Origin of the sequence: Paracandidimonas soli (assembly GCF_004342005.1) — a bacterium.
GTDB lineage: Bacteria > Pseudomonadota > Gammaproteobacteria > Burkholderiales > Burkholderiaceae_B > Paracandidimonas > Paracandidimonas soli.
Genome location: NZ_SMBX01000005.1, coordinates 180,248 through 200,474, shown reverse-complemented (window position 1 = coordinate 200,474; position 20,227 = coordinate 180,248). Strand labels below are relative to the sequence as shown.

The following is a 20,227-nucleotide window of genomic DNA, read 5'->3' as shown; positions in this document are numbered from 1 at the left end:
CGGTCATCCAGGAGGAATGCATCGATAATTCGAGAGTTTACTTCACCAGGCCCTGCTTGTGCTCCGGGCGGCCCGCGGCGTCTTCAGCATGCGCGGTATCGTCTTCCAGCCCTTTCCTGACCGCGGCGCGGACAGCGGCGTGCATGCGCTCCGCCACTTGCGCGCGCCCCAGCGCCTGGCACTGCGACGCGTCGAGCAGCGGCAGGAACTCCGCCTCGACCACGGACTCGCCGGCGCTCAGCAGGCACCAGACGTTGTGCGCGAGGGTCTGCTCGCCCACGAACGCAATGCGGTCGCTGCGCGTTCCGCGATGGTAGAAACGCAGGGCGACCGGCTGGATGTCCACGCCCGCGCGGATGGCCGGTTCAAACAGGCTGGTATGGAAGTACGATACATCGAAGCCAGGCGAGGTGGTCCCTTCCGGAAACAGGCCCACGACCTCGCCGCGCGCGAAGCGCTGCTTCATCTGCTCGCCCACCGCCCGTATGGCGTGACGCTGCCCGCGGGCGATGAACACGGTGCCCGCTCCGGCCACCAGCCACCCGATGACCGGCCAGCTGCGGATATCGCTCTTGGCCACGAAGGACGTCGTGCGCACACTGTTGAGCACGAAGATATCGACCCACGACACATGGTTCGCCACCCAGAACACGGGATCCCGCATGACGGGGCTTCCCTGGACCACGATGCGCACGCCGCAGAACCACATCAGGCATCGGGACCAATGATGGTTCATCCACAGGCGCCATTTCAGCGGCAGGAGAGGAAACAGGCATACGCCGATCAGGCCAGCGGGAATCCAGAGGATGATTGCCATCATCCGCAGGATGAATCGTACAGGGTTCAGCAATTCACGGTTCCGGGTGAGGGGGATGCGGCATTGTAATCCAGACACAAGGCCCGCCTGCCCCATGCGTCCGGCGCAGCCTCCGCTCCATGGCCGGCTCCCGCCGTGAGTCACTCCCGCCTGAAGTCGGGAGCTTCCTCGCCACTATACGAGGGCGCCTGCGGCGCCGTATGAAAACTGCCGCGCTTGACCTCGGACTGACGTCCGAGGCTTGCGCTTGGGCGCGTGGTCACTGCTTCTCCGCCGGCTTCGCGTCGCCGGCCGCCCTCCAGACGCGGTACTGCAGCTCCACCTCTTCCGGCGCGTAGAAGACGATCGGCAGGCGGCTGTTGTAACGCTGCAGTTCGGGCATGGAGCCCACGGGGATGAAGCGATTCGTCTTTTCCTGCCCCGGGCATGCCATCATGGTGGACGCCACCTGCCCCACATCCTGCATGACATAGTAGCTGTAGCCCCAGCCCTGCAGCGAGCGCTGCTCGATGACGGCGCCCGCCCAGTGGCGGTTGCAATCCACCATCATCCATTTGCCCGGAAGCAGTTCGATTTTATGATCGTCCTCGTCGGGAAGGGCCGGCAGATCGATGGCCCAGCGCACATGGCCGGGCTCCGGCGCGGGAAACGGCTCCAGCATGCGCGCGACGCTTTCCTTCTCGGACACGACGCGTTCGAGAATCCAGCGTATCGAAGGCGCGTCCGCCGGGGGATTGTCGATCTTCTCGGTTTTCACCCGCAGCAGATAGGTGCGTCCTTCTTCATGCGTAAAGCCCTCGATGGCGCCGTAGAAATGCTGCCATTCCTGCGAGCCAAAGGGACGCACCTGCATGCATTTCTGCGGCCCGACGCCGACGCAATCGCGCAGCTCGGGGCCGACTTCCAGATATTCCGCAGGCTCCTGGCCCGCCTGGGCCGCCCCAACCGAACATGCGGCGGCCAGTCCCAACATCGCCAAACGATTCATGCATGATCCTCCTGAAAGATTCCGGCCTGGGCCGGGCAAATCGAAACATCCTCCTCGGCGGCATACGGGAAGCGCCGCGGCCTATCCTATGGCTTGCGCAATGCTTCCGGCAAGGCGCGCGCCAGCGCCACCGGCACGACGGAGCCGTGCGTCTCGCCGGCATGGACGCGAAAAGACACATCCAAAGCCCCGTGCTCAAGCCCGCGCAGGCGATTCGCAAGAAATTCCGCCGCGGACTGCCGGCCATCCGGCGCCAGGGACCGGCCGCCCTGTTCCCTCTCTCCCAGGCTGATCTGCACCCTGGGCCGGGCCGGCGCATGCTTCTGCCGCTCGGCGAACCGTTCCGCCTCTTTCAGCAGATGGCGATCATTCCACCAGATGGAAGGGCTGACGGCGACGTAAGACTGGAAAGCCTGCGGCCGCGTGAACAGCACATGCAGGACGAACAGTCCTCCAAAAGAATGCCCCATCAGGATCTGGTGAGAGCGATCGATCGGAAAATCCGCCTCGATGGCGGGCTTGAGCGTTTGCTCGATGAAATCGAGGAACAGATCCGCCCCGCCCTGCCGCGAGCCGAGGCGCATGCCTCCCGCATCCGCAAACTGTTCCGCCGGCGGAGTGTAGTCGAATGTGCGCCGCTCGCGATCGATGCCCGTCACCCCCGGATAGCCGATGGCCACGACGACAGGGGCGGGCAGTCCTTTGTAGTCGGGGCCATAGGGCCGCGTCAACCGCCGCGCGGTTTCCGTCAGCGTGCCGAATACCGCATTGCCGTCCAGTACATAAATGACGGGAAAGCCGCCGGGCGGCGCATCGCCGTCCGGCCACGAAATCATGATCTGGTAGGTATCGCCCCGCGCCGATGCGAGCTGGCGCTGCTCGCTGCGCGGCACGGCGTACGGGCTGGCGGTTGTCGGAGGCTGCCAGTTGACGCCCGTCGACGCCTCAACCACCGTGAAGGGCAGGCAGGCGGACACCAGCAGCACGCCGGCGCCGAACGCCAGCCATTGCCGGCTCAACCTGCTCACTGCACGAAAACCACTGGAATTGCGTTCCTGCATGTTGCTCCTGGCTCGAATTCGCTGCGGCAGGCCACCGCATGTTTCGCATTCCGGCCTGCGCACGCCTGCATCATAGCAAGAACCATTCAGAGCCGACGCAGCGCTCCGACCCGAGCAAGGATTTCAGCCCCCTAGTCCAGGGCCTTGAGGACCATCCAGATCAGCAGCAGCGGCCCGCCGTTGAACATGGCATGCAGGATAATCGCGTCGGCGATGCCGCGCCTGACGCGCAGCCAGCCCAGCACCAGCCCGGTCACGAACTGCGGCAGCACCAGAAGGGGCAGCAGCCACCAGGGCGTCTGGTTGAGATTGAAGTTGTGCAGGTGAATGACGGCGAACAGCAGCGTTGCCAGATAGAACAGGTGCGGAAACCATTCGCGGTATTGCAGGCGCGCATGCCAGGACAGCGGCCTGCGCCGCGCCGAGGCATGCTCCCGCCAAAGCAGAAGCAGGACAATGCCCACCAGCAGGATCGTCGCCGCCTGCGGCCCCGTGAACAGTACATAGGCGATGACCGGCACTACCAACAGCGCGTGGCCCGGACGCCGCAAGCCATAGCGAAACAGCAACTCTTCCACCAGCGGCGCCCACAGCAGGGCCTGCAGCCAGGGAATGCGGTCGATGTCCAGCCGGTGCTGCGCCCCGCCCGCCTCCGCCGCCATGACGGCAAGCGGGCCCAGGAAGACGATGTTCACCAGCCAGAGCAACGCCGCCCATTGCAGCAATCTCAACGGACCTGCGCCGGGCCGCCAATCGGCGGCGATGCCGTTGCCGGATCGCCCATCGGGCAGGCGGGGGCCGAATCGAGGATGCCTGAGGAAGCGCAGGAAGTCCTGCAGTTCCGTGCGAAAGCGGAGCGCTGTATTGCGGCCGCCCGCATCAGCCACGGTTGCCCTCGTGCAATTGCGCCACGGCCTGGTCGTACTCGCCCTTCAGCAACGCGGGCGCGACGGCCCGGCACCGGTCGATGACGGCTTCGATTTCGTTGAGTTCTTCGCGGCGCGGCGCATTGAGAACGAAAGCGGCCACGTCCTGCGCCAGCCCCAGCGTGCGCGGATGGCCGATGCCGATGCGCAGCCGCCAGAAATTCGGACTGGAAAACGCCGACTGTATGTCGCGCAGGCCGTTGTGGCCTGCATGGCCTCCCCCCTGCTTGAGCTTGACCTGCCCCGGCAGAAGATCGAGTTCATCATGAATGACGAGCACCTGTTCCGGCGTCAGCTTGTAGAAGCGCATCAGAGCGCCAGCCGCCTGTCCGGAGCGGTTCATGAAGGTGGTGGGCTTGGCAAGCACCACGGATTCGCCCGCAAGCCGCGCCTTGGCGACCCAGGAAAAAAAGGCCTTTTCAAGTGAAAAGGCCGCGCCCAGATCGTCGGCCAGGTGATCCGCCAGCCAGAAACCCGCGTTATGCCGCGTGGCTTCGTATTGCGGGCCAGGATTTCCAAGGCCGATGATCAGGCGTATGGGCGGTTTGCCCGACACGCCTGGCGCCCCCGATTACTCGGCAGCGGCTTCTTCGCCGTCGGCGGCTTCTGCAGCGGCGCCACCCTTCTTGCCCTGGGCGATGACCAGGACAGGATTGGTTTCGGCAACGTGAGCAGCCAGCTCGACGCCCTTGGGCAGCTTCAGGTCGGCAGCATGAACCATGCCGCCGACTTCGATGCCGGCGAGATCGATTTCGATGTTCTGCGGCAGGTCTGCGGGCAGGCAGGTGATTTCCAGTTCGGTCTGGACGTGGCTGATGAGCGCGCCACCCAGCTTGACTGCGGGCGAGACTTCAGCGTTCAGGAAGTGCAGGGGCACCTTGGTCGTCAGCGTCTGCTTGCTGTCGACGCGCTGGAAGTCGACGTGCAGGACCTGCTGCTTGTAGGGGTGCCATTGCGCGGCGCGCAGCAGAACGGTTTCCGACTTGCCGCCTTCCAGTTCCATGGTCAGGATGGAAGCGTGGAATTCTTCCTTGCGCAGGGCATGGTAGATTTCGTTGTGGTCGAGTTCGACGTTCAGCGGCTGTGCCTTGCCACCGTAGACGATGGCGGGTACGCGGCCGGCGCGGCGCAGGCGGCGGCTCGCACTCGAACCCTGAACGCTACGCGGTGTTGCGTTGAATTTCATGGATGACTCCAAAAGCATGGGGCTTGCGCCCCGATAACAAAGAACGGTGCCCGAAAGCGCCGTGAGAAACACTGCCCGCCGCGACCAGCGGACAGTGGGAAAGCGAGATTATTCCACGAACAGCGAGCTGACGGACTCGGCGTTCGAGATGCGCAGAATGGTTTCGCCCAGCAGCGATGCGCACGACAGCTGGCGGATCTTGCCGCAATTGCGGGCGGCTTCGGACAGCGGGATGGTATCCGTGACGACGAGTTCGTCGAGCTCGGATTCCGCAATGCGCTCGACCGCGCCGCCGGACAGCACCGGGTGCGTGCAATAGGCCAGGACCTGCACGGCGCCGCGCTCTTTCAGCGCCTGGGCGGCTTTGCACAGGGTGCCTGCCGTATCGACCATGTCGTCCATGATGATGCAGGTGCGGCCATTGATTTCGCCGATGATGTTCATGACTTCGGACACATTGGCGCGTGGACGACGCTTGTCGATAATGGCCAGGTCGGCTTCCAGCTGCTTGGCCAGCGCGCGGGCGCGCACGACGCCGCCGATGTCGGGCGACACCACGACCAGATCCTTGTAGTTGCGGCGCCAGATGTCGCCCAGCAGCACAGGGCTGGCATAGATGTTGTCGACGGGAATATCGAAGAAACCCTGGATCTGGTCGGCATGCAGGTCCATCGTCATGACGCGGTCGACGCCCACGACCTGCAGCATGTTGGCCACCACCTTGGCTGAGATGGACACACGCGCCGAACGCGGACGGCGATCCTGGCGGGCGTAGCCGAAATAGGGAATGGCGGCGGTGATGCGGCCGGCGGAGGCGCGGCGCAGCGCATCGACCATCACCATGATTTCCATGAGATTGTCGTTGGTTGGCGCACAGGTGGGCTGCAGGACAAAGACGTCCTTGCCACGCACATTTTCATTGATTTCTACCATGACCTCGCCATCGGAGAAGCGACCGACGGTCATCTTGCCCAGCGACATGTCGAGGTGATTGGCCACATCCACTGCCAGACGCGTATTGGCAGTGCCCGTAAAAATCATGAATTTGTCATGTGCCATGATGGTGGGGGTAGTTTTTTGCACAGCATAAAACGACAAAGCTGTTGAACAGAACACCCCGGCAGGGGGCCGACTCAACAGCTTGGCGCGTGACAGGCATTGCGCATGCCTTGAAAAGTGGCTGGGGAAGAAGGATTCGAACCTTCGCATGCCGGAATCAAAATCCGGTGCCTTAACCAGCTTGGCGATTCCCCAACTGACTGCTAATCGATCCAGTACCGTAATGGATGATCGTTCAGGCCCTGGCATACCCAGGTATTTTCGATCAACGCATCGCGTTTTCCGGTTTCCGCTATTTTAGCGGCAATTTTTTGCTGACACATCCTTGCCTGGGCAAGCGTTGCAAATTCAACAAAAAAGCAGGCGCCGGATCCGGTCATGCGCGACTGGAAGCCCAGTTGACCCAGAAACAGACGAACCCGCCTTACGCCGGGATTTTCCGCCAGGACAACCGGCTCGAGATCATTGCGGCCAAAGTAAGCGCAACCAATCTTGCCGTCGCTGCAAATCGACCCCGAAGGATTCTCTCCAGAACCCTCTCCGAAATCATTCGCCGCTTTATTTGCCATAAGCCAATCAGCAAAGACCGACATTATGAAGGAAGGAGAATTTCTTGTCAAATCCGGATGCGAAAAAACCGATGCCGTCGCAATGGCCGCAGCCGGTTTGATAATGACATAGGCACGCTCTAGCATCGGCAGCGCGGAAAGCCGCTCTCCGATGCCTTCCGCGAAGGCCGGCCGCCCGAATACGAAAATGGGTACGTCCGCGCCCAGCGGCAACGCCAGCCGCAACAACTGGTCGCGCGTCAGGCCTGTGCGCCAGAGCCGGTTCAGCGCAATGAGCGTCGTCGCTGCATCGCTGGAGCCGCCTCCCAGGCCGCCGCCCGCCGGTATGGTCTTGCGGCAGCGTATGCTCGCCCCCTGACGTACGCCGCACGCCTCGCGCAAGGCGGTCGCCGCCCTGAAGATCAGGTCGTTTTCAGGCGCGACACCGGGCAGCGTGTTTTCGCAGACGATCCGTCCGTCGTCGCGCAACGCAAAATCCAGCCGGTCGCACAGATCGACGAAACGAAACGCCGTCTGCAGCAGATGGTATCCGTCGGCGCGGCGCCCCACCACATGCAGGAACAGATTGATCTTGGCCGGGGCCGGCACATCCAGCAGCGCGTCTTCCGCCCCGCCGCCGTCGCGCAGACCGAACACTTCCTTCCCGCTCACTGGCTGTCTATGACGATGCGCATCTGGACCCGGCGCCCGCCGTCCTGGCGGCTCAGGCGCAACAGGCGCGGACCGAGTTCGTCATAGCGCGACAGCTGGATCTCCCAGCCCTTTTCCCGCAAGGATTCCGGCTGGGACGCGCCCTCCCCGGTTCCGGCTCGGCCTTGCAGCCAGTAGCGCAAGCCCGATACCGGTATGGCCTCTCCGAGGACGCTTGCCGCGAGGGCATCCGGATCCTCGGCGTATTCGCGCTCGCCGTTGCTGCGCTCCAGGATGGCGGCGCCGGGCTCTACGCGCACTCGCGCCAGCACGCTGCCCATTGGATTGCTGAGGTCGAACCTCAGGGAACGGCCGTCGTCGCGCCATGCAAATCCGCCCTGGACCGCCTCAGACTGCCGCCCCGGCGATTCCGCCGTCAGCGAGAAGCGGCCGGTGCGCTCGAACGCCTGCCCCGCATCGCCGGCGATGCGGCCCGGCGCCGCGCAGCCGGCGAGCACGAGCAATACAACCGCCAGCAGCGGCAACAGCCACGCAGCCACGCCGTGCCGGGCCAATGCCATGCCTTCTTTACCATGCCGCGACATCATTTGAACTCCACGCCAAAGCGCCGCAAGGTCTTCAGCAGGGTTTCGTTCTCGGGATCCTCCCGCCATGCCTCGTGCCAGATTTTCCGCGCCTCGTCGCGGCGCTTCAGTGCCCACAGCACCTCGCCCAAATGGGCTGCGACGTCGGCCGCCGGCATGCGCTCGTAGGAGCGCTGCAGATAATCCAGCGCCTCGTGCAGATTGCCCATGCGGTAGTGATACCAGCCAACGCTGTCCAGGATGAACGGGCTTTCGGGATCCAGTTGCAGCGCAGTGTCCAGCAGCTCGCCCGCTTCGTCCAGTTGGCGGTTCCTGTCGGCATAGGTGTAGCCCAGCGCATTGTAGGCATTGGCGTTTTCCGGATCGATCTCGATGATGCGCCGCATTTGCTTCTCGAACGCATCCAGCCTGCCCTGCCGCTCGTACAGCATGGCAAGGTCGTACTTGATCTCCACGGTGTCCGGCAGTTCGCGATCCGCCTGGGCCAGGACATCGACGGCATCGTCGGTGCGGCCGGAATCACGATAGATGCTTGCCAGCGTCAGCGCCACCACCGTGCGCTCCCTGTCGTCCTGGGGACTCAGGCGCCCCAGGGTGTCGCGCGCCTGATTGATGCGACCCTGCCTGGCCATCAGCACCGCCTGATGGATCCTGGCCTGGAACTGCAGCGCGGGATCGTCGATCTGGCCGAGCTGGGAGATGGCGTCGTCCAGATTGCCCTCCTGCTCGGCAATGCGCACCAGCAGCAGGCGCGCGTCGGAAGCGTCGGCCAGCGCATTGCTGACGCTGTCGTTGGCAATGCTGCGCCTGCGCTGCGTCTGCACATTGATGTATTCGTTCAGCAATTCCTTGGCGCGGTCATAGCGCTCGCCACGTATGTTCACCTCGGCCTCGACATAAAGCAGGTCGAAGTCCTCGGGCGCTTGCGCCTGCATGGCGTCGATGCGCGCCAGGGCCTCGTCGAGCCTGTTGTCGGCCGCCAGCCGGCTGACCAGCATCAGCTGCAGCTTGCGGGACCGGGGATGGGCATCGGCGAATGCCGCCGCCCTGGCCAGCGCCGCCTGCGAATCGACCGCCATGCCGTACTCCAGGGCCCGCTGGGCAGCCGCCTCGGACGAGGGATCGATCTTCTGCGCCTGCATCGCCGACTCCAGCGCCCTCGCGGCATCCCGCGCCGCCCACGCAGCATCGGCGAGCGCCAGATGCGCAGCCATTTCTTCCCGCAAGTGCGGCAGCAGCGCCTGCTCCAGCACCTGGAGCGCAAGCCGCTTGTCGCTCATGCGATCGACGACGGCCGCCGCCTGCGCAATGGCCTGCTCGCGGTTCTCGGACTGCAGCACGCGCTTGCGCAGCGCCGATGCCAGCCCTGCTGTCTGCCCATGGGACGCGGCCAGCGCCATGACGGCGGCTTCCGCCTCGGGATCGTCCGGCGCCAGCAAGGACCATTGGCGGGCCGCCTCCTGGCTGCGTTGCGAATTGCGGTCGGCCATGGAAAACTGGAAAGCCCTGCGCGCCAGGCGCGCATCCAGCGTATCCCTGGCAAGATCCAGCAGCGTGCCGCTGGCCAGATCGTAATAGCCGCGCTGGGCGGCGATTTCAGAGGCCAGTATGCGATACAGGATGTCGGCTGTCAGGTTGACCTGAGGCAACTCCCCCGGCCGCAAATGGATGCGCTCGACCTGGCTGCGGGTAATGACTTCGGGCGGCAATGGCTGGACAATATCCGCGGCCGAAGCCGCGCTTACCGACAACGATGCCATCAACAGGGAGAATATGCGTTTCATTCAAGAAAAAAACTGCGGCGCTGCGCCAGCCGGAAAGACCGCTCGCCTGATTGCAGATACGATAATGTTATCCAACTGCCGATGTTAGCACCCCCTCATGCCTGAATTGCCCGAAGTCGAAACGACGCGTCGTGGAATTGCGACGGTCATCACCGGCCAGCCCCTGCTGCGCATGGTCGTGCATGAGCCCCGCATGCGCTGGCCCGTACCGCCGGACCTGCCCGCGCGCGTGCAGGATCTTCCCGTGCTGTCCTGCGGACGGCGCGGAAAGTATCTGCTGCTGGAGTTTCCCGGCGGCACACAGATCGTGCACCTGGGCATGTCCGGATCCCTGCGCAGCGCCCCCATGGACAGCCCACGTCGCAAGCACGACCACATCGAATGGATCTTCCCTTCGGCGCGCCTGCTGCTGCACGATCCGCGCCGCTTCGGCGCGGTCCTGTGGCACGACGGGCGGGACGGTCCGATCGAGCAGCACCCCTTGCTGCGCCAGCTAGGCGTCGAGCCTTTCGATCCTGTATTCGACGGCGCCTTCCTGCACCGGCACCTGGCGGGCAAGTCGCAGCCCATCAAACTGGCGCTGCTGTCGGGGCGGCCCGTCGTCGGCGTCGGCAATATCTATGCCTCCGAAGCGCTGTTCAAGGCGCGCATCCACCCCCAGACACCGTCGGGGACGCTGTCGGCGCGCCGCTGCCAGCGGCTGGCCGACGCCATCCGCGAGACCCTGGCCCAGGCGCTGGACTCGGGCGGCAGCACGCTGCGCGACTATGTGAACGCCTCGGGCGAGCCCGGCGCCTACTTCGCCATCCACGCCGCCGTCTACGAGCGCGAAGGCCAGCCCTGCCGCGTTTGCGCCTCGCCCATCCGCCGCATGACGCAGGGACAGCGTTCAACGTACTATTGCTCCCGTTGCCAACGGAAGACCCCATGACACCGCGCAAGAACCGAACCGCCCCGCGCTTCTACTGCCCCGCCCCCCTGGAAGCCAATACCGTGCTGACCCTGCCCGAAGACCTGGCGCACCATGCGATACGAGTGCTGCGCCTGCGCAGCGGCACGGCCATCACACTGTTCGACGGCTCGGGCGGTGAATATCCCGCCACCCTGGAGCTGCAGGGAAAAACCGCGGCTGCACGCCTGGAAAGCCGCAGCGATACGGAAAACGAACTGTCGACTCCGCTGGTGCTGATCCAGGGCATTCCCGCCAACAGCAAGATGGACTGGATCCTGGAAAAAGCGGTAGAGCTGGGCGTCCATGCGCTGATTCCCGTCATTGCCGAGCGCAGCCCGCCGCAGCCGGAAGGCGGCCGCCTGGAAAAACGCCGCCAGCACTGGCAGCGCATCGTTCAGTCGGCCAGCGAGCAATGCGGCAGGAACCGGCTGATGCAGGTCGGCCCGCCCGTGACGCTGGCGCAGGCATTCGCCGCGCAGGCCGACGACAACCGGCAGACCCTCCTTTGCCATCCCAGCGGCCTGGCATTGCGTGAAACGCTGCGGACCGACGCTCCCTCGGTAGCCCTGGCCATCGGACCGGAAGGCGGCTGGAGCGAGCAGGAGTGTCAACTGGCGGAGCGGCAGGGCATCGCCAGGGTCTGCTTCGGCAGCCGGGTCCTGCGCACGGAAACCGCGGGCATCGCCCTGGTTGCCGCTGCCACCGCCCTGCTGGGACTGGATTGAGGATTCCCACGGTCCTCTCCCCGAAGCCGCCGGCAGGCAAAAACGCAAATGGGCGTCATTACAGGCGCCCATTGGTTTTCTTGCCCCTGGCAGGGAAAGCGGGAATCAGGACTCGTCCGCCCCCGAATAAGGCGTGGGCGCGACGCCCGGCTCGGGATCGGGGTGCTTGCCCGCATGATCGACCGCATAGACGAAGACACGATCGTTGCTGACGGCGAACTCGACCACATTGGCGGCGACTTCCAGGATCGCCTCGGCATCTTCCTGCAGGGTGGGATCGCCCGAATGCAGGCGGCTGAACCACAGCAGCAGGCCCGACTTCTGGTCCAGCACTGTATCGCACAGGCAATCGTAGAAGGCATCCAGGTCGCCGCCGAAGAACTCGGGGAAATCGACGGCCTTGACCACGGCGCGCAACACCGCGGAACGGCTGCGCGCCCTGTCGCACTCGACCATGCAAAACGCCAGGCCGGCCTTCTGCGCGGCCGCCGCGGCTTCGTCCTGCCTGACCTTGGACGCATCCAGCATGCCGCCGTCCTGGAGAATCATCTGCAGTGATTGCGCTTGAATCATTCTTGCGCCTCCTTGAAAAACGCCTTGACCTCTTCCATACGACTCAGGCAATCAGCGCGACCAAGCTCGATCAATTCCCGCGTGTAGGCAGCTTCAAACAAAAGATAGGATATCAGGGCGCCGCCTCTCTGGGCCCCTTTGGCAGCCGAAACGCCCAGCACCCTGAACAGGGCGCGGGCGGCTCTCGGCAACTGCGACAAATGCCGTAGTGCAATGGCGTCCAGCGACTGGCTGGGCGTCACGGCAAAAGTCGATATGGGCCGCAGCGACTCGATTTTTAAACCATTTTCAGAGGTTTGCGCAAGCAGTTCATTGACCTTGTCGACACGCTCGATATCCATCGAAATACTATCGAGGAATATATTCGCCAGCGCATGCCCGCCAATCTGTGCAAGAGAGGGATAATCCGGTGTCTGTTCTCCTTCTTCGGGGTGCGTTTCGTCGCGGAAACCGGTTCCGATGACGAAGATTTTCTCGGCCCCCAGGTGGATTGCGGGGCTGATGGGCGCCAGCTGGCGCATGGAGCCGTCGCCGCACCAGTACGCGCGCTTGCGCGCCATCAGCGACTGCGCCGGAAACACGAACGGAATCGCGCTGGAGGCCATCAGATGGTCCACCCCGATCACCGCCGGCTCCGCATGGCGCAAGGTGCGCCGCCAGGGCTGGATGCGCTTGTGCGACTGATAGAAAGTGATGTGCTCGCCCGTCGTATAGGCGCTGGCGGTCACGGCCAGCGCCGTCAGGTGCCCCGCATCGAAATTGCGGGCCAGGCGGTCGAAATTCAGGGAATCCGCCAGCAGGTCGCGCAGCGGGCTGTTGTCCAGCAGGGAACGCGGGCTGCGCTGCCGCAACCCCGGCGCCATCCAGCCGAATGCCAGCAGGGACAGCCACCGGACGCCGGTGCGCAGCAGGCGCGCGGCGTCGCCGTGATAAATCTGCCCTGTGCGCAGGTTGCTCCACAGCTGCACCAGCCTGTCGGTCGCCAGGTGCGGATCGTGCGCCCTGCAGCCCAGGGCCGCGGCATTGATGGCGCCCGCCGATGTCCCGCATATGATGGGAAACGGATTCGCCATGCCGGATTCGCGCCGCGGGTCGAGGATGTCCATGACGGCGGACAGCACGCCGACCTGATAGGCCGCGCGAGCGCCGCCGCCTGTCAGTATCAGCCCGACCGGGCCGCGCCCGGGCGGGGATGCCTCAAGTGCGCGGTGTGTTGGCATCGACCACCGTCAGTGCCGTCATGTTGATGATGCGCCGCACCGTGGAGCTGGATGTCAGGATATGGACGGGCGCCTTGCATCCCAGCAGGAACGGGCCTACCGCCACATTGCCGCCGGCCGCGGTCTTGAGCAGGTTGTAGGCGATGTTCGCCGAATCCACGCTCGGGCAGACCAGCAGGTTGGCCGAGCCCTTCAGCGTCGTGGACGGCAGGATGCGTTCGCGCAGCACTTCGTCCAGCGCGCAATCTCCGTGCATTTCGCCATCGACCTCCAGGCCCTGCGCCTGCTCGCGGATCAGGCGCAGGGCCTCCCGCATCTTGCCGCCGGATCGCGCACTGTCCGTGCCGAAATTGGAGCGCGACAGCAGCGCCGCTTTCGGCTCGATGTTCAGGCGGCGCATTTCCTGCGCGGCGGCGATGGTGAACTCCGCGATCTGCGCCGCGTCCGGGTCGTCGTTCACGTGCGTATCGACCAGGGCCAGCACATGCTCCGGCAGCAGCAGGATGTTCATGGCCGCATATGTCTTCGCGCCCTCGGTATGGCCCAGCACCTCGTCCACGAAGCGCAGGTGCCCGTCGTAGGAGCCCACGGTGCCGCAGATCAGGCCGTCCGCGTCGCCCATGCGCAGCATCATGGAACCGATGAGCGTCAGCCGCCGACGCATTTCCACACGCGCCATTTCCTTGCTGATGCCGCGCCGGCACATGATTTCCCAGTACGTGGTCCAGTACTTGTGGAAGCGCTCGTCGTTTTCCGGATTGGTGACATCGACATCCACGCCCAGCCTCAGGCGCAGGCCGAAGCGCTTGATGCGCGCCTCGAGCACGGCGGGCCGCCCGATCAGGATGGGACGCGCCAGTTTTTCATCGACCACGACCTGTACAGCGCGCAATACGCGCTCTTCCTCGCCTTCGGAGAAGACGATGCGCGACTTGCCGCCGTCGCGCACAAGCTGGCGCGCAATGGAGAATAGCGGGCGCATGAACGAGCCCGAACGATAGGTGAACTGCTCCAGTTGCTGGGTATAGGCCTCGATGTCGCCGAGCGGACGCGTAGCCACGCCGTCGGCCATGGCGGCCTTGGCCACCGCCGGGGCGATCCGCATGATCAGGCGCGGATCGAAGGGCTTGGGAATCAGGTAGTCGCGCCCGAACGACACGTCGTAGGTGCCGTAGGCCGCGGCCACCATATCGTTCTGCTCTTCCTTGGCCAGATTGCAGATGGCATGCACGGCGGCAATCTCCATGCCGCGCGTGATGGTGGTCGCGCCCACATCCAGCGCTCCCCGGAAAATGTACGGGAAGCACAGCACATTGTTGACCTGGTTGGGGTAGTCGGAGCGCCCGGTCGCCATGACAATATCGTCGCGCACGGCATGCGCATGCTCCGGCAGGATTTCGGGATTGGGGTTGGCCAGCGCCATGATCAGCGGATCGGGCGCCATGCGCGCGACCATTTCGGGCTTGAGCACGCCCCCGGCGGACAGGCCCAGGAAGGCATCGGCCCCGTCGATGACGTCCGCCAGCCGGCGCGCATCTGTCGCCTGGGCGAACCTTGCCTTGGCCTCGTCCATCAGCACCGTCCGGCCCTGGTAGACTACGCCCTCGATGTCCGTCAACCAGACGTTGCCGGGCTTCAGCCCCAGGTCGACCAGCAGGTCGAGGCAGGCCAGGGCCGCGGCGCCCGCCCCCGAGACCGCCAGCTTGATTTCGTCGATCTTCTTGCCGACGACGTCCAGGCCGTTGATGAAGGCGGCCGCCACGCAAATGGCGGTGCCGTGCTGGTCGTCGTGGAATACGGGGATCTTCATGCGTTCGCGCAGCTTGCGCTCGACCTCGAAGCACTCCGGCGCCTTGATGTCCTCGAGGTTGATGCCGCCGAACGTCGGCTCCAGCCCGGCGATGATGTCCACCAGCTTGTCGGGATCGGTTTCGTTGATCTCGATATCGAACACATCGATGCCCGAAAACTTCTTGAACAGGACAGCCTTGCCCTCCATGACAGGCTTGGAAGCCAGCGCCCCGATATTGCCCAGGCCGAGCACCGCCGTGCCGTTGGTGATGACGCCTACGAGGTTTCCGCGCCCGGTGTAGCGGAACGCATTCTGGGGATCGGAGACAATTTCCTCACAGGCGGCCGCCACGCCGGGCGAATACGCCAGCGCCAGGTCACGCTGGTTGGAAAGCTGCTTGGTGGGGGTGACGGCTATTTTCCCCGGACGGCCATGCTCGTGATATTCCAGGGCTGCTTTGCGAAAATTGGATTCCATTATTTTTCTCTGGCTGCGGGTGAATCGAACGGCGGCGCCGGGAGAGTCTCGCTGCCGCGCCATGTCCCGCAGCCATTCTAGCCCTCAAATTCCGTTTGCGGCACCCGGGCTCACCCTCGCAAGGGTTATCCATCTGCGAGGCGCGGACCTACCCGGGATAGAGAGCCATCTCATCGAACAAGGACTTCACCTGGCCATCCAGCGCTTCCGCCTGGGCGCGCAGGCCGGCCTCGCGCGCGCCGAGCCATTCGCGTCCGATGGTGGGCACGTCTGCCTGGGCCCCGAGCAGGCGCTCGTCCAGCACCACCCATTCGATCCAGCCCAGGCGGCCGCCATGGCCCAGCATCAGGTGCGACAGATTGATGCCCTGCTCGTCCGGCGGCGTCAGGGCATCCAGGCGATAGCGGCAGGGCCACTGCGCCAGCTGCCTGCAGGTCTGCGCCTGCGGGCCGGCGGAAAGCTGGAACAGCCCGGAAACCAGCCGTCGCAGCGCCGGCGTCAGCGGTTGCTGCTCCTGGGCGCCGAACGGCCCGAGCACGACCGAATTGCCATCGGACAGCAGGACGGACATATGCGTCACGCCGGACAGCAGCGTACGCCCCGTGGGCCAGTCGCACATGGAGCGGTCCGCCAGCCAGGACGCCACGTTCATGTGAAACGGCATTTGCCCGAAACCCGGCAGCTGCCGCTCGGCCAGCTGCCCCAGCGTGCAGCCGGGCTGTACGAACCACTTGGGGCTGCCGCTCTCCAGGCGCTCGCAGGAGCCGACCTCCATGCCCGGCTCCACCCACAGCACAGGCGCGCCGCTTCTCGTCGCGCCGTGATCCACGCCATCGAGCAGAAGCACGACACCGTACTGCGCGCACAGGGCGCGCGCATGATGCACGTCGCCGGCCGCGCCGGGCACCAGACGCGCGCTGCAAGCCCCGTCCTTTTCCGACAATACCTGGAAGCGGCCGCTGACGGCTTGCGCTGCGCGCTGGCAGAAAGACTCCCAGCCTGTGGCCGGGAGCCGGCGTCCGCGCAGAAATGCGCGGCGTGATGAGGACTGCATGTCGGCTCTCCCGCCGTTACAATGATTCTTTTTTATCCAGACACTGAAACCAGATCATGTCCCGCCTTGCACTGCGCACAGAAGAAATCCAGCCGTTCCACGCCGTCGAAGTTCTCAAGCAGGCGCAAACACTGGCGGCGCAGGGGCGCGACATCATCAGCCTCGGTATCGGCGAACCCGATTTTACCGCTCCGCCGCAAGTCGTCGAGGCATTGAACCGGGCCGCCTCCGCCGGACTCAGCGGTTATACGCCGCCCATGGGACTGTCTCCGCTGCGCGGCGCCATCGCCGATTATTACGCGCAGCAATTCTCCGCCCCGGTCGATCCTTCGCGCATCATCGTCACCTCCGGCGCGTCGGGAGCGCTGCTGCTGGCGGCCATGGCGCTCATCAACCCCGGCGACGAAGTCCTGATGCCGGATCCCTCCTATCCGGCCAACCAGACCTTCATCCGTTCCGCCGGCGGCATCCCCAGGCTGATCCCCTGCCAGGCGAAACAGCGCTTCCAGCTCAACGCCCAGGACATCCGCGAACACTGGGGCCCATCCACGCGCGGCGTGCTGATCGCCTCGCCCAGCAACCCCACGGGCGCCACCATTTCACGCGAGGCGCTCAAGGATCTCATCGCCGAAGTCAGGCAACGGGACGGCTTCATCATCCTGGACGAAATCTATCTGGGCCTGTACTACGACGAAGCGCCGGCCAGCGGACTGGCGCTGGACGACGATATCGTCATCATCAACAGTTTTTCCAAGTACTTCCACATGACGGGCTGGCGGCTGGGCTGGATGATCGCGCCGCCCGCGCTCATCCCCGCCCTGGAAAAGATAGCCGCCTCCCTGGCCATCTGCGCCCCCTCGCTGGCGCAGCATGCGGCATTGGCGTGCTTCGACCCCGAGGTCATGCGCATTTTCGACAAGCGCCGTCTCTCCTTCAAGCAGCGCCGGGACTATCTCGTTCCCGCGCTGGGCTCGCTGGGCCTGGAAATTCCCGTCGTGCCTGACGGGGCCTTCTACATATTCACCGATATCCGCCGGCACAGCCAGGACAGCGACGCATTCGCCCGCGACCTGCTGAACCAGGCCGGCATCGCCACCGTTCCCGGGCGCGACTTCGGCTCGGCCCATGCGAAACATACGCTGCGCCTGTCGTACGCCACGAGCATGGACCGCCTGGAAGAAGCGATCGAGCGCATGTCGAAATTCCTGGGCCGCCAGGCAGGCTGAAACTCACCCGAACGAGCCCCGGCCTCCGCTTGACGCGGCCCGCAAGCCGCCTGGATTCGCCCGCCTCACCCTGGCGCGACCGCGATTCCCGAAGCCAGCGCAATACGCCTGCGCTCGGCCAGCACCTTGGCGCCGTATCCGCCGTCGCTCGGCCCGGTGGCGCCCACATAGCAGGCCAGGCCGCGCTGCACCGAGCCGCGACGGTTGATGCAATCGGACAGGATCTGCATGCCGACCATCACGTTCGGTATGGGATCCAGCGCGGCGGCCGGCCCCCTTCCCAGCGCCTCGAACTTGTCGCGATGCACTCGCGTCATGACCTGCATCAGCCCTTGCGCTCCCACATGGCTTTCGGCGAACGGGTTGTAGCGCGACTCAATGGCGATCACGGCCAGCAGCAGCTGCGGATCCATCCCGCGCTCGCGCCCCTCCTTGAACACCACATAGATCAATGCCCCCGCCACGTTCTGGGCGATGCGGTACTTGCGGGTCAGGTAGCTGCGCAGCGCCTGGAACTGCGCGGGGGAAATGTCCGCCAAAGGCAGCCTGTCGGGATTGTCGAGCAGCATCTGGTCGAACTGGCGCTGCAATGCCTCCAGCCTGGCGCCAGGACCGCTGTGGCGGCGCTCGGCAAACAGCTGCTCCATCCCCGGCGGCTCGCTGCCGGGCACGGTGCCCGGACGCAAGCCCTCTTCTTCCTCGGCAGGCACTGTACTGGCGCCGGGAGCGGAGCGCTGGTCCCCGTCCGGATGCAAGGCATACAGCGTCGCCACATAGGCCTGCCTGGCCTGATCCTGCACGGAAGGCAGCACCAGGACGGCCATCAACGCCACCAGAACCGCGATTCCCAGGTAAATGGCCGAAACATGCACGACCTCGCCGAGCTGACTGACCAGCCCGCGCGCCCAGCGCCTCAGCAAGGAATCGAATTGAGTGTCTGACATGCGTCCGTTTGTATGTCGAAGAGGCGCATCGCGCAATGTTAAGCTACCCTCTTCCGCACAGCCTCCCTTACTGTAACCCGATTGGCGATTTATCGTGAAATACCGCGACCTCAGAGACTTCATCGCGCAGCTGGAAGCCGCCGGACAGCTCAAGCGCATCACCCAGCCCGTCTCCACCCGGCTGGAAATGACGGAAATCAGCGACCGCGTGCTGCGCAGCGGCGGCCCCGCCCTGCTCTTCGAAAATGCCATCCATGATGGCGCGAAATCCGGCATGCCCGTGCTGGCCAACCTGTTCGGCACACCGCAGCGCGTGGCCTGGGGCATGGGCGCGGACGATGTGACCGCGCTGCGCCAGACCGGCGAGTTGCTGGCCACGCTGCGCGAACCGGAGGCGCCGCACGGCCTGAAGGATGCCTTCGCCAAAGTATCCATGCTCAAGTCCGCCCTGTGGGACATGAGCCCCAAGACCATCAAGAACCCGGCCTGCCAGGAAGTCGTCATCGAAGGCGACGACGTGGACCTGGGCACGATCCCCCTGCAGCACTGCTGGCCCGGCGATGCCGCCCCCCTGCTGACCTGGGGCCTGGTCATCACGCGCGGCCCCAAGGCGCGCCGGCAGAACCTGGGCATCTACCGCCAGCAGTTGATCGGCCGCAACAAACTCATCATGCGCTGGCTGTCGCATCGCGGCGGCGCGCTGGACTTCCGCGACCATGCGCTGGCCAACCCCGGCCAGCCCTTCCCTATCGCGGTCGCGCTGGGAGCCGACCCGGCCACCATCCTGGGCGCCGTCACCCCGGTGCCCGACAGCCTGTCCGAATACCAGTTCGCGGGGCTGCTGCGCGGCTCGCGCACCGAGACCGCCTCCGCCATCGGCAGCAAGCTTTCCGTGCCGGCCTATGCGGAAATCGTGCTCGAGGGCCATATCCTGCCCGCCGGAGACCCGCGCGCGCTGCCGCCTTCCGCGCCCGCAGGCGTCTCCATCCCCGCGTCCGGCTACGAAATCGCGCTGGAAGGTCCTTACGGCGACCACACCGGCTACTACAACGAAAAAGACTGGTTCCCGGTCTTTACCGTCGAGCGCATCACCATGCGCCGCAATCCCATCTATCACAGCACCTATACCGGGAAGCCGCCCGACGAGCCCGCCGTGCTGGGCGTGGCGCTGAACGAGGTCTTCGTGCCGCTGCTGAAACGGCAGTTGCCGGAAATCGTGGACTTCTACCTGCCGCCGGAAGGCTGCAGCTACCGTCTTGCCGTGATCTCGATCCGCAAGCAGTATGCCGGGCATGCCAAGCGCGTCATGTTCGGGCTGTGGAGCATCCTGCGCCAATTCATGTACACCAAGTTCATCGTGGTGGTGGACGAAGACGTGGACGTGCGCGACTGGAAGGAGGTGGTCTGGGCCATGACGACGCGCATGGATCCCGTGCGCGACACGGTGCTCGTGGAAAACACGCCCATCGACTACCTGGATTTTGCCTCGCCGGTCTCCGGCCTCGGCGGAAAGATGGGCCTGGATGCCACGAACAAATGGCCAGGCGAAACCAGCCGCGAATGGGGCACGCCCATCCACATGGACGATGACGTCAAGCAGCGCGTCGACCGGATGTGGGACTCACTGCGACTGTAGGCC

19 protein-coding genes and 1 tRNA gene are annotated in these 20,227 nt (G+C 64.9%); 4 read left to right on the top strand and 16 right to left on the bottom strand.

Annotated elements, in window-relative coordinates:
- Positions 1 to 37 precede the first annotated feature (37 nt).
- The 11 genes from EV686_RS11855 to EV686_RS11805 form a co-directional block, all read right to left on the bottom strand.
- Positions 38 to 820, bottom strand: a complete 783-nt coding sequence (locus tag EV686_RS11855; protein WP_243650869.1) for a lysophospholipid acyltransferase family protein — start codon at positions 818 to 820, stop codon at positions 38 to 40.
- A gap of 256 nt (positions 821 to 1,076) precedes the next feature.
- On the bottom strand, positions 1,077 to 1,805 hold the full coding sequence (gene eco, locus EV686_RS11850; protein WP_132477147.1) for a serine protease inhibitor ecotin: 729 nt from the start codon (positions 1,803 to 1,805) through the stop codon (positions 1,077 to 1,079).
- A gap of 86 nt (positions 1,806 to 1,891) precedes the next feature.
- Complete coding sequence (locus tag EV686_RS11845; RefSeq protein ID WP_132477146.1) at positions 1,892 to 2,866, bottom strand: alpha/beta hydrolase; 975 nt, start codon at positions 2,864 to 2,866, stop codon at positions 1,892 to 1,894.
- 131 nt (positions 2,867 to 2,997) lie between these two features.
- Complete coding sequence (locus EV686_RS11840) at positions 2,998 to 3,753, bottom strand: CPBP family intramembrane glutamic endopeptidase (protein ID WP_132477145.1); 756 nt, start codon at positions 3,751 to 3,753, stop codon at positions 2,998 to 3,000.
- The gene (pth, locus tag EV686_RS11835; RefSeq protein WP_132477144.1) at positions 3,746 to 4,348 is read right to left on the bottom strand and encodes an aminoacyl-tRNA hydrolase; all 603 of its coding nucleotides are present in this window, start codon (positions 4,346 to 4,348) and stop codon (positions 3,746 to 3,748) included. Before pth ends, EV686_RS11840 begins: the two co-directional genes overlap by 8 nt.
- A 15-nt stretch (positions 4,349 to 4,363) precedes the next feature.
- Positions 4,364 to 4,978, bottom strand: coding sequence for a 50S ribosomal protein L25/general stress protein Ctc (locus EV686_RS11830; protein ID WP_132477143.1), 615 nt, complete (start codon positions 4,976 to 4,978; stop codon positions 4,364 to 4,366).
- Between the two features lie 108 nt (positions 4,979 to 5,086).
- Entirely contained in the window at positions 5,087 to 6,037 is a 951-nt protein-coding gene (locus EV686_RS11825) for a ribose-phosphate pyrophosphokinase (RefSeq protein WP_165972584.1), read from the bottom strand.
- A gap of 118 nt (positions 6,038 to 6,155) precedes the next feature.
- Positions 6,156 to 6,232: transfer RNA gene (locus tag EV686_RS11820), tRNA-Gln, on the bottom strand.
- An 8-nt stretch (positions 6,233 to 6,240) separates the two neighbouring features.
- Positions 6,241 to 7,233 (bottom strand): 4-(cytidine 5'-diphospho)-2-C-methyl-D-erythritol kinase, encoded by a 993-nt coding sequence (gene ispE, locus EV686_RS11815; protein WP_424451477.1) that lies wholly within the window; start codon positions 7,231 to 7,233, stop codon positions 6,241 to 6,243.
- 20 nt (positions 7,234 to 7,253) lie between these two features.
- The gene (locus EV686_RS11810) at positions 7,254 to 7,817 is read right to left on the bottom strand and encodes an outer membrane lipoprotein LolB (protein ID WP_132477224.1); all 564 of its coding nucleotides are present in this window, start codon (positions 7,815 to 7,817) and stop codon (positions 7,254 to 7,256) included.
- 23 nt (positions 7,818 to 7,840) lie between these two features.
- A complete protein-coding gene (locus tag EV686_RS11805) occupies positions 7,841 to 9,625 on the bottom strand; it encodes a tetratricopeptide repeat protein (protein WP_132477141.1) in 1,785 nt (594 codons plus the stop codon).
- A 97-nt stretch (positions 9,626 to 9,722) separates the two neighbouring features.
- Here EV686_RS11805 and mutM point away from each other — a divergent pair, with 97 nt between their 5' ends.
- Both mutM and EV686_RS11795 read left to right on the top strand, forming a co-directional pair.
- The gene (gene mutM, locus EV686_RS11800; RefSeq protein WP_132477140.1) at positions 9,723 to 10,556 is read left to right on the top strand and encodes a bifunctional DNA-formamidopyrimidine glycosylase/DNA-(apurinic or apyrimidinic site) lyase; all 834 of its coding nucleotides are present in this window, start codon (positions 9,723 to 9,725) and stop codon (positions 10,554 to 10,556) included.
- Positions 10,553 to 11,302, top strand: coding sequence for a 16S rRNA (uracil(1498)-N(3))-methyltransferase (locus EV686_RS11795; RefSeq protein WP_132477139.1), 750 nt, complete (start codon positions 10,553 to 10,555; stop codon positions 11,300 to 11,302). The genes mutM and EV686_RS11795 overlap by 4 nt, the downstream gene beginning before the upstream one ends.
- A gap of 105 nt (positions 11,303 to 11,407) precedes the next feature.
- On the opposite strand, the gene EV686_RS11790 is transcribed toward EV686_RS11795, so the two are convergent.
- The 4 genes from EV686_RS11790 to EV686_RS11775 all read right to left on the bottom strand — a co-directional run bounded on the left by EV686_RS11790 (position 11,408) and on the right by EV686_RS11775 (position 16,418).
- On the bottom strand, positions 11,408 to 11,875 hold the full coding sequence (locus tag EV686_RS11790; protein WP_132477138.1) for a barstar family protein: 468 nt from the start codon (positions 11,873 to 11,875) through the stop codon (positions 11,408 to 11,410).
- Positions 11,872 to 13,095, bottom strand: a complete 1,224-nt coding sequence (locus EV686_RS11785) for a patatin-like phospholipase family protein (protein WP_132477137.1) — start codon at positions 13,093 to 13,095, stop codon at positions 11,872 to 11,874. Before EV686_RS11785 ends, EV686_RS11790 begins: the two co-directional genes overlap by 4 nt.
- Complete coding sequence (locus tag EV686_RS11780) at positions 13,073 to 15,364, bottom strand: NADP-dependent malic enzyme (protein WP_132477136.1); 2,292 nt, start codon at positions 15,362 to 15,364, stop codon at positions 13,073 to 13,075. The genes EV686_RS11785 and EV686_RS11780 overlap by 23 nt, the downstream gene beginning before the upstream one ends.
- Before the next feature lie 148 nt (positions 15,365 to 15,512).
- A complete protein-coding gene (locus EV686_RS11775) occupies positions 15,513 to 16,418 on the bottom strand; it encodes a hypothetical protein (protein WP_132477135.1) in 906 nt (301 codons plus the stop codon).
- Positions 16,419 to 16,474: 56 nt separating this feature from the next.
- Between EV686_RS11775 and EV686_RS11770 the strand changes: the two genes are divergently transcribed.
- Complete coding sequence (locus EV686_RS11770; RefSeq protein ID WP_132477134.1) at positions 16,475 to 17,644, top strand: pyridoxal phosphate-dependent aminotransferase; 1,170 nt, start codon at positions 16,475 to 16,477, stop codon at positions 17,642 to 17,644.
- Between the two features lie 65 nt (positions 17,645 to 17,709).
- On the opposite strand, the gene EV686_RS11765 is transcribed toward EV686_RS11770, so the two are convergent.
- The gene (locus EV686_RS11765) at positions 17,710 to 18,588 is read right to left on the bottom strand and encodes a lytic transglycosylase domain-containing protein (protein WP_132477133.1); all 879 of its coding nucleotides are present in this window, start codon (positions 18,586 to 18,588) and stop codon (positions 17,710 to 17,712) included.
- A 94-nt stretch (positions 18,589 to 18,682) separates the two neighbouring features.
- Between EV686_RS11765 and EV686_RS11760 the strand changes: the two genes are divergently transcribed.
- Entirely contained in the window at positions 18,683 to 20,224 is a 1,542-nt protein-coding gene (locus tag EV686_RS11760; RefSeq protein ID WP_132477132.1) for a UbiD family decarboxylase, read from the top strand.
- The last annotated feature ends 3 nt before the right edge of the window (positions 20,225 to 20,227 follow it).

Bases quoted from the DNA above. Each gene is read 5' to 3' on its own strand.
- EV686_RS11790 (WP_132477138.1), bottom strand. From the start codon at position 11,875: ATGATTCAAGCGCAATCACTGCAGATGATTCTCCAGGACGGCGGCATG.
- EV686_RS11785 (WP_132477137.1), bottom strand. From the start codon at position 13,095: ATGCCAACACACCGCGCACTTGAGGCATCCCCGCCCGGGCGCGGCCCG.
- EV686_RS11795 (WP_132477139.1), top strand. From the start codon at position 10,553: ATGACACCGCGCAAGAACCGAACCGCCCCGCGCTTCTACTGCCCCGCC.
- EV686_RS11780 (WP_132477136.1), bottom strand. From the start codon at position 15,364: ATGGAATCCAATTTTCGCAAAGCAGCCCTGGAATATCACGAGCATGGC.
- EV686_RS11775 (WP_132477135.1), bottom strand. From the start codon at position 16,418: ATGCAGTCCTCATCACGCCGCGCATTTCTGCGCGGACGCCGGCTCCCG.
- EV686_RS11830 (WP_132477143.1), bottom strand. From the start codon at position 4,978: ATGAAATTCAACGCAACACCGCGTAGCGTTCAGGGTTCGAGTGCGAGC.
- EV686_RS11770 (WP_132477134.1), top strand. From the start codon at position 16,475: ATGTCCCGCCTTGCACTGCGCACAGAAGAAATCCAGCCGTTCCACGCC.
- eco (WP_132477147.1), bottom strand. From the start codon at position 1,805: ATGAATCGTTTGGCGATGTTGGGACTGGCCGCCGCATGTTCGGTTGGG.
- mutM (WP_132477140.1), top strand. From the start codon at position 9,723: ATGCCTGAATTGCCCGAAGTCGAAACGACGCGTCGTGGAATTGCGACG.
- EV686_RS11765 (WP_132477133.1), bottom strand. From the start codon at position 18,588: ATGTCAGACACTCAATTCGATTCCTTGCTGAGGCGCTGGGCGCGCGGG.
- EV686_RS11805 (WP_132477141.1), bottom strand. From the start codon at position 9,625: ATGAAACGCATATTCTCCCTGTTGATGGCATCGTTGTCGGTAAGCGCG.
- EV686_RS11845 (WP_132477146.1), bottom strand. From the start codon at position 2,866: ATGCAGGAACGCAATTCCAGTGGTTTTCGTGCAGTGAGCAGGTTGAGC.
- EV686_RS11810 (WP_132477224.1), bottom strand. From the start codon at position 7,817: ATGGCATTGGCCCGGCACGGCGTGGCTGCGTGGCTGTTGCCGCTGCTG.
- EV686_RS11855 (WP_243650869.1), bottom strand. From the start codon at position 820: ATGATGGCAATCATCCTCTGGATTCCCGCTGGCCTGATCGGCGTATGC.
- EV686_RS11825 (WP_165972584.1), bottom strand. From the start codon at position 6,037: ATGGCACATGACAAATTCATGATTTTTACGGGCACTGCCAATACGCGT.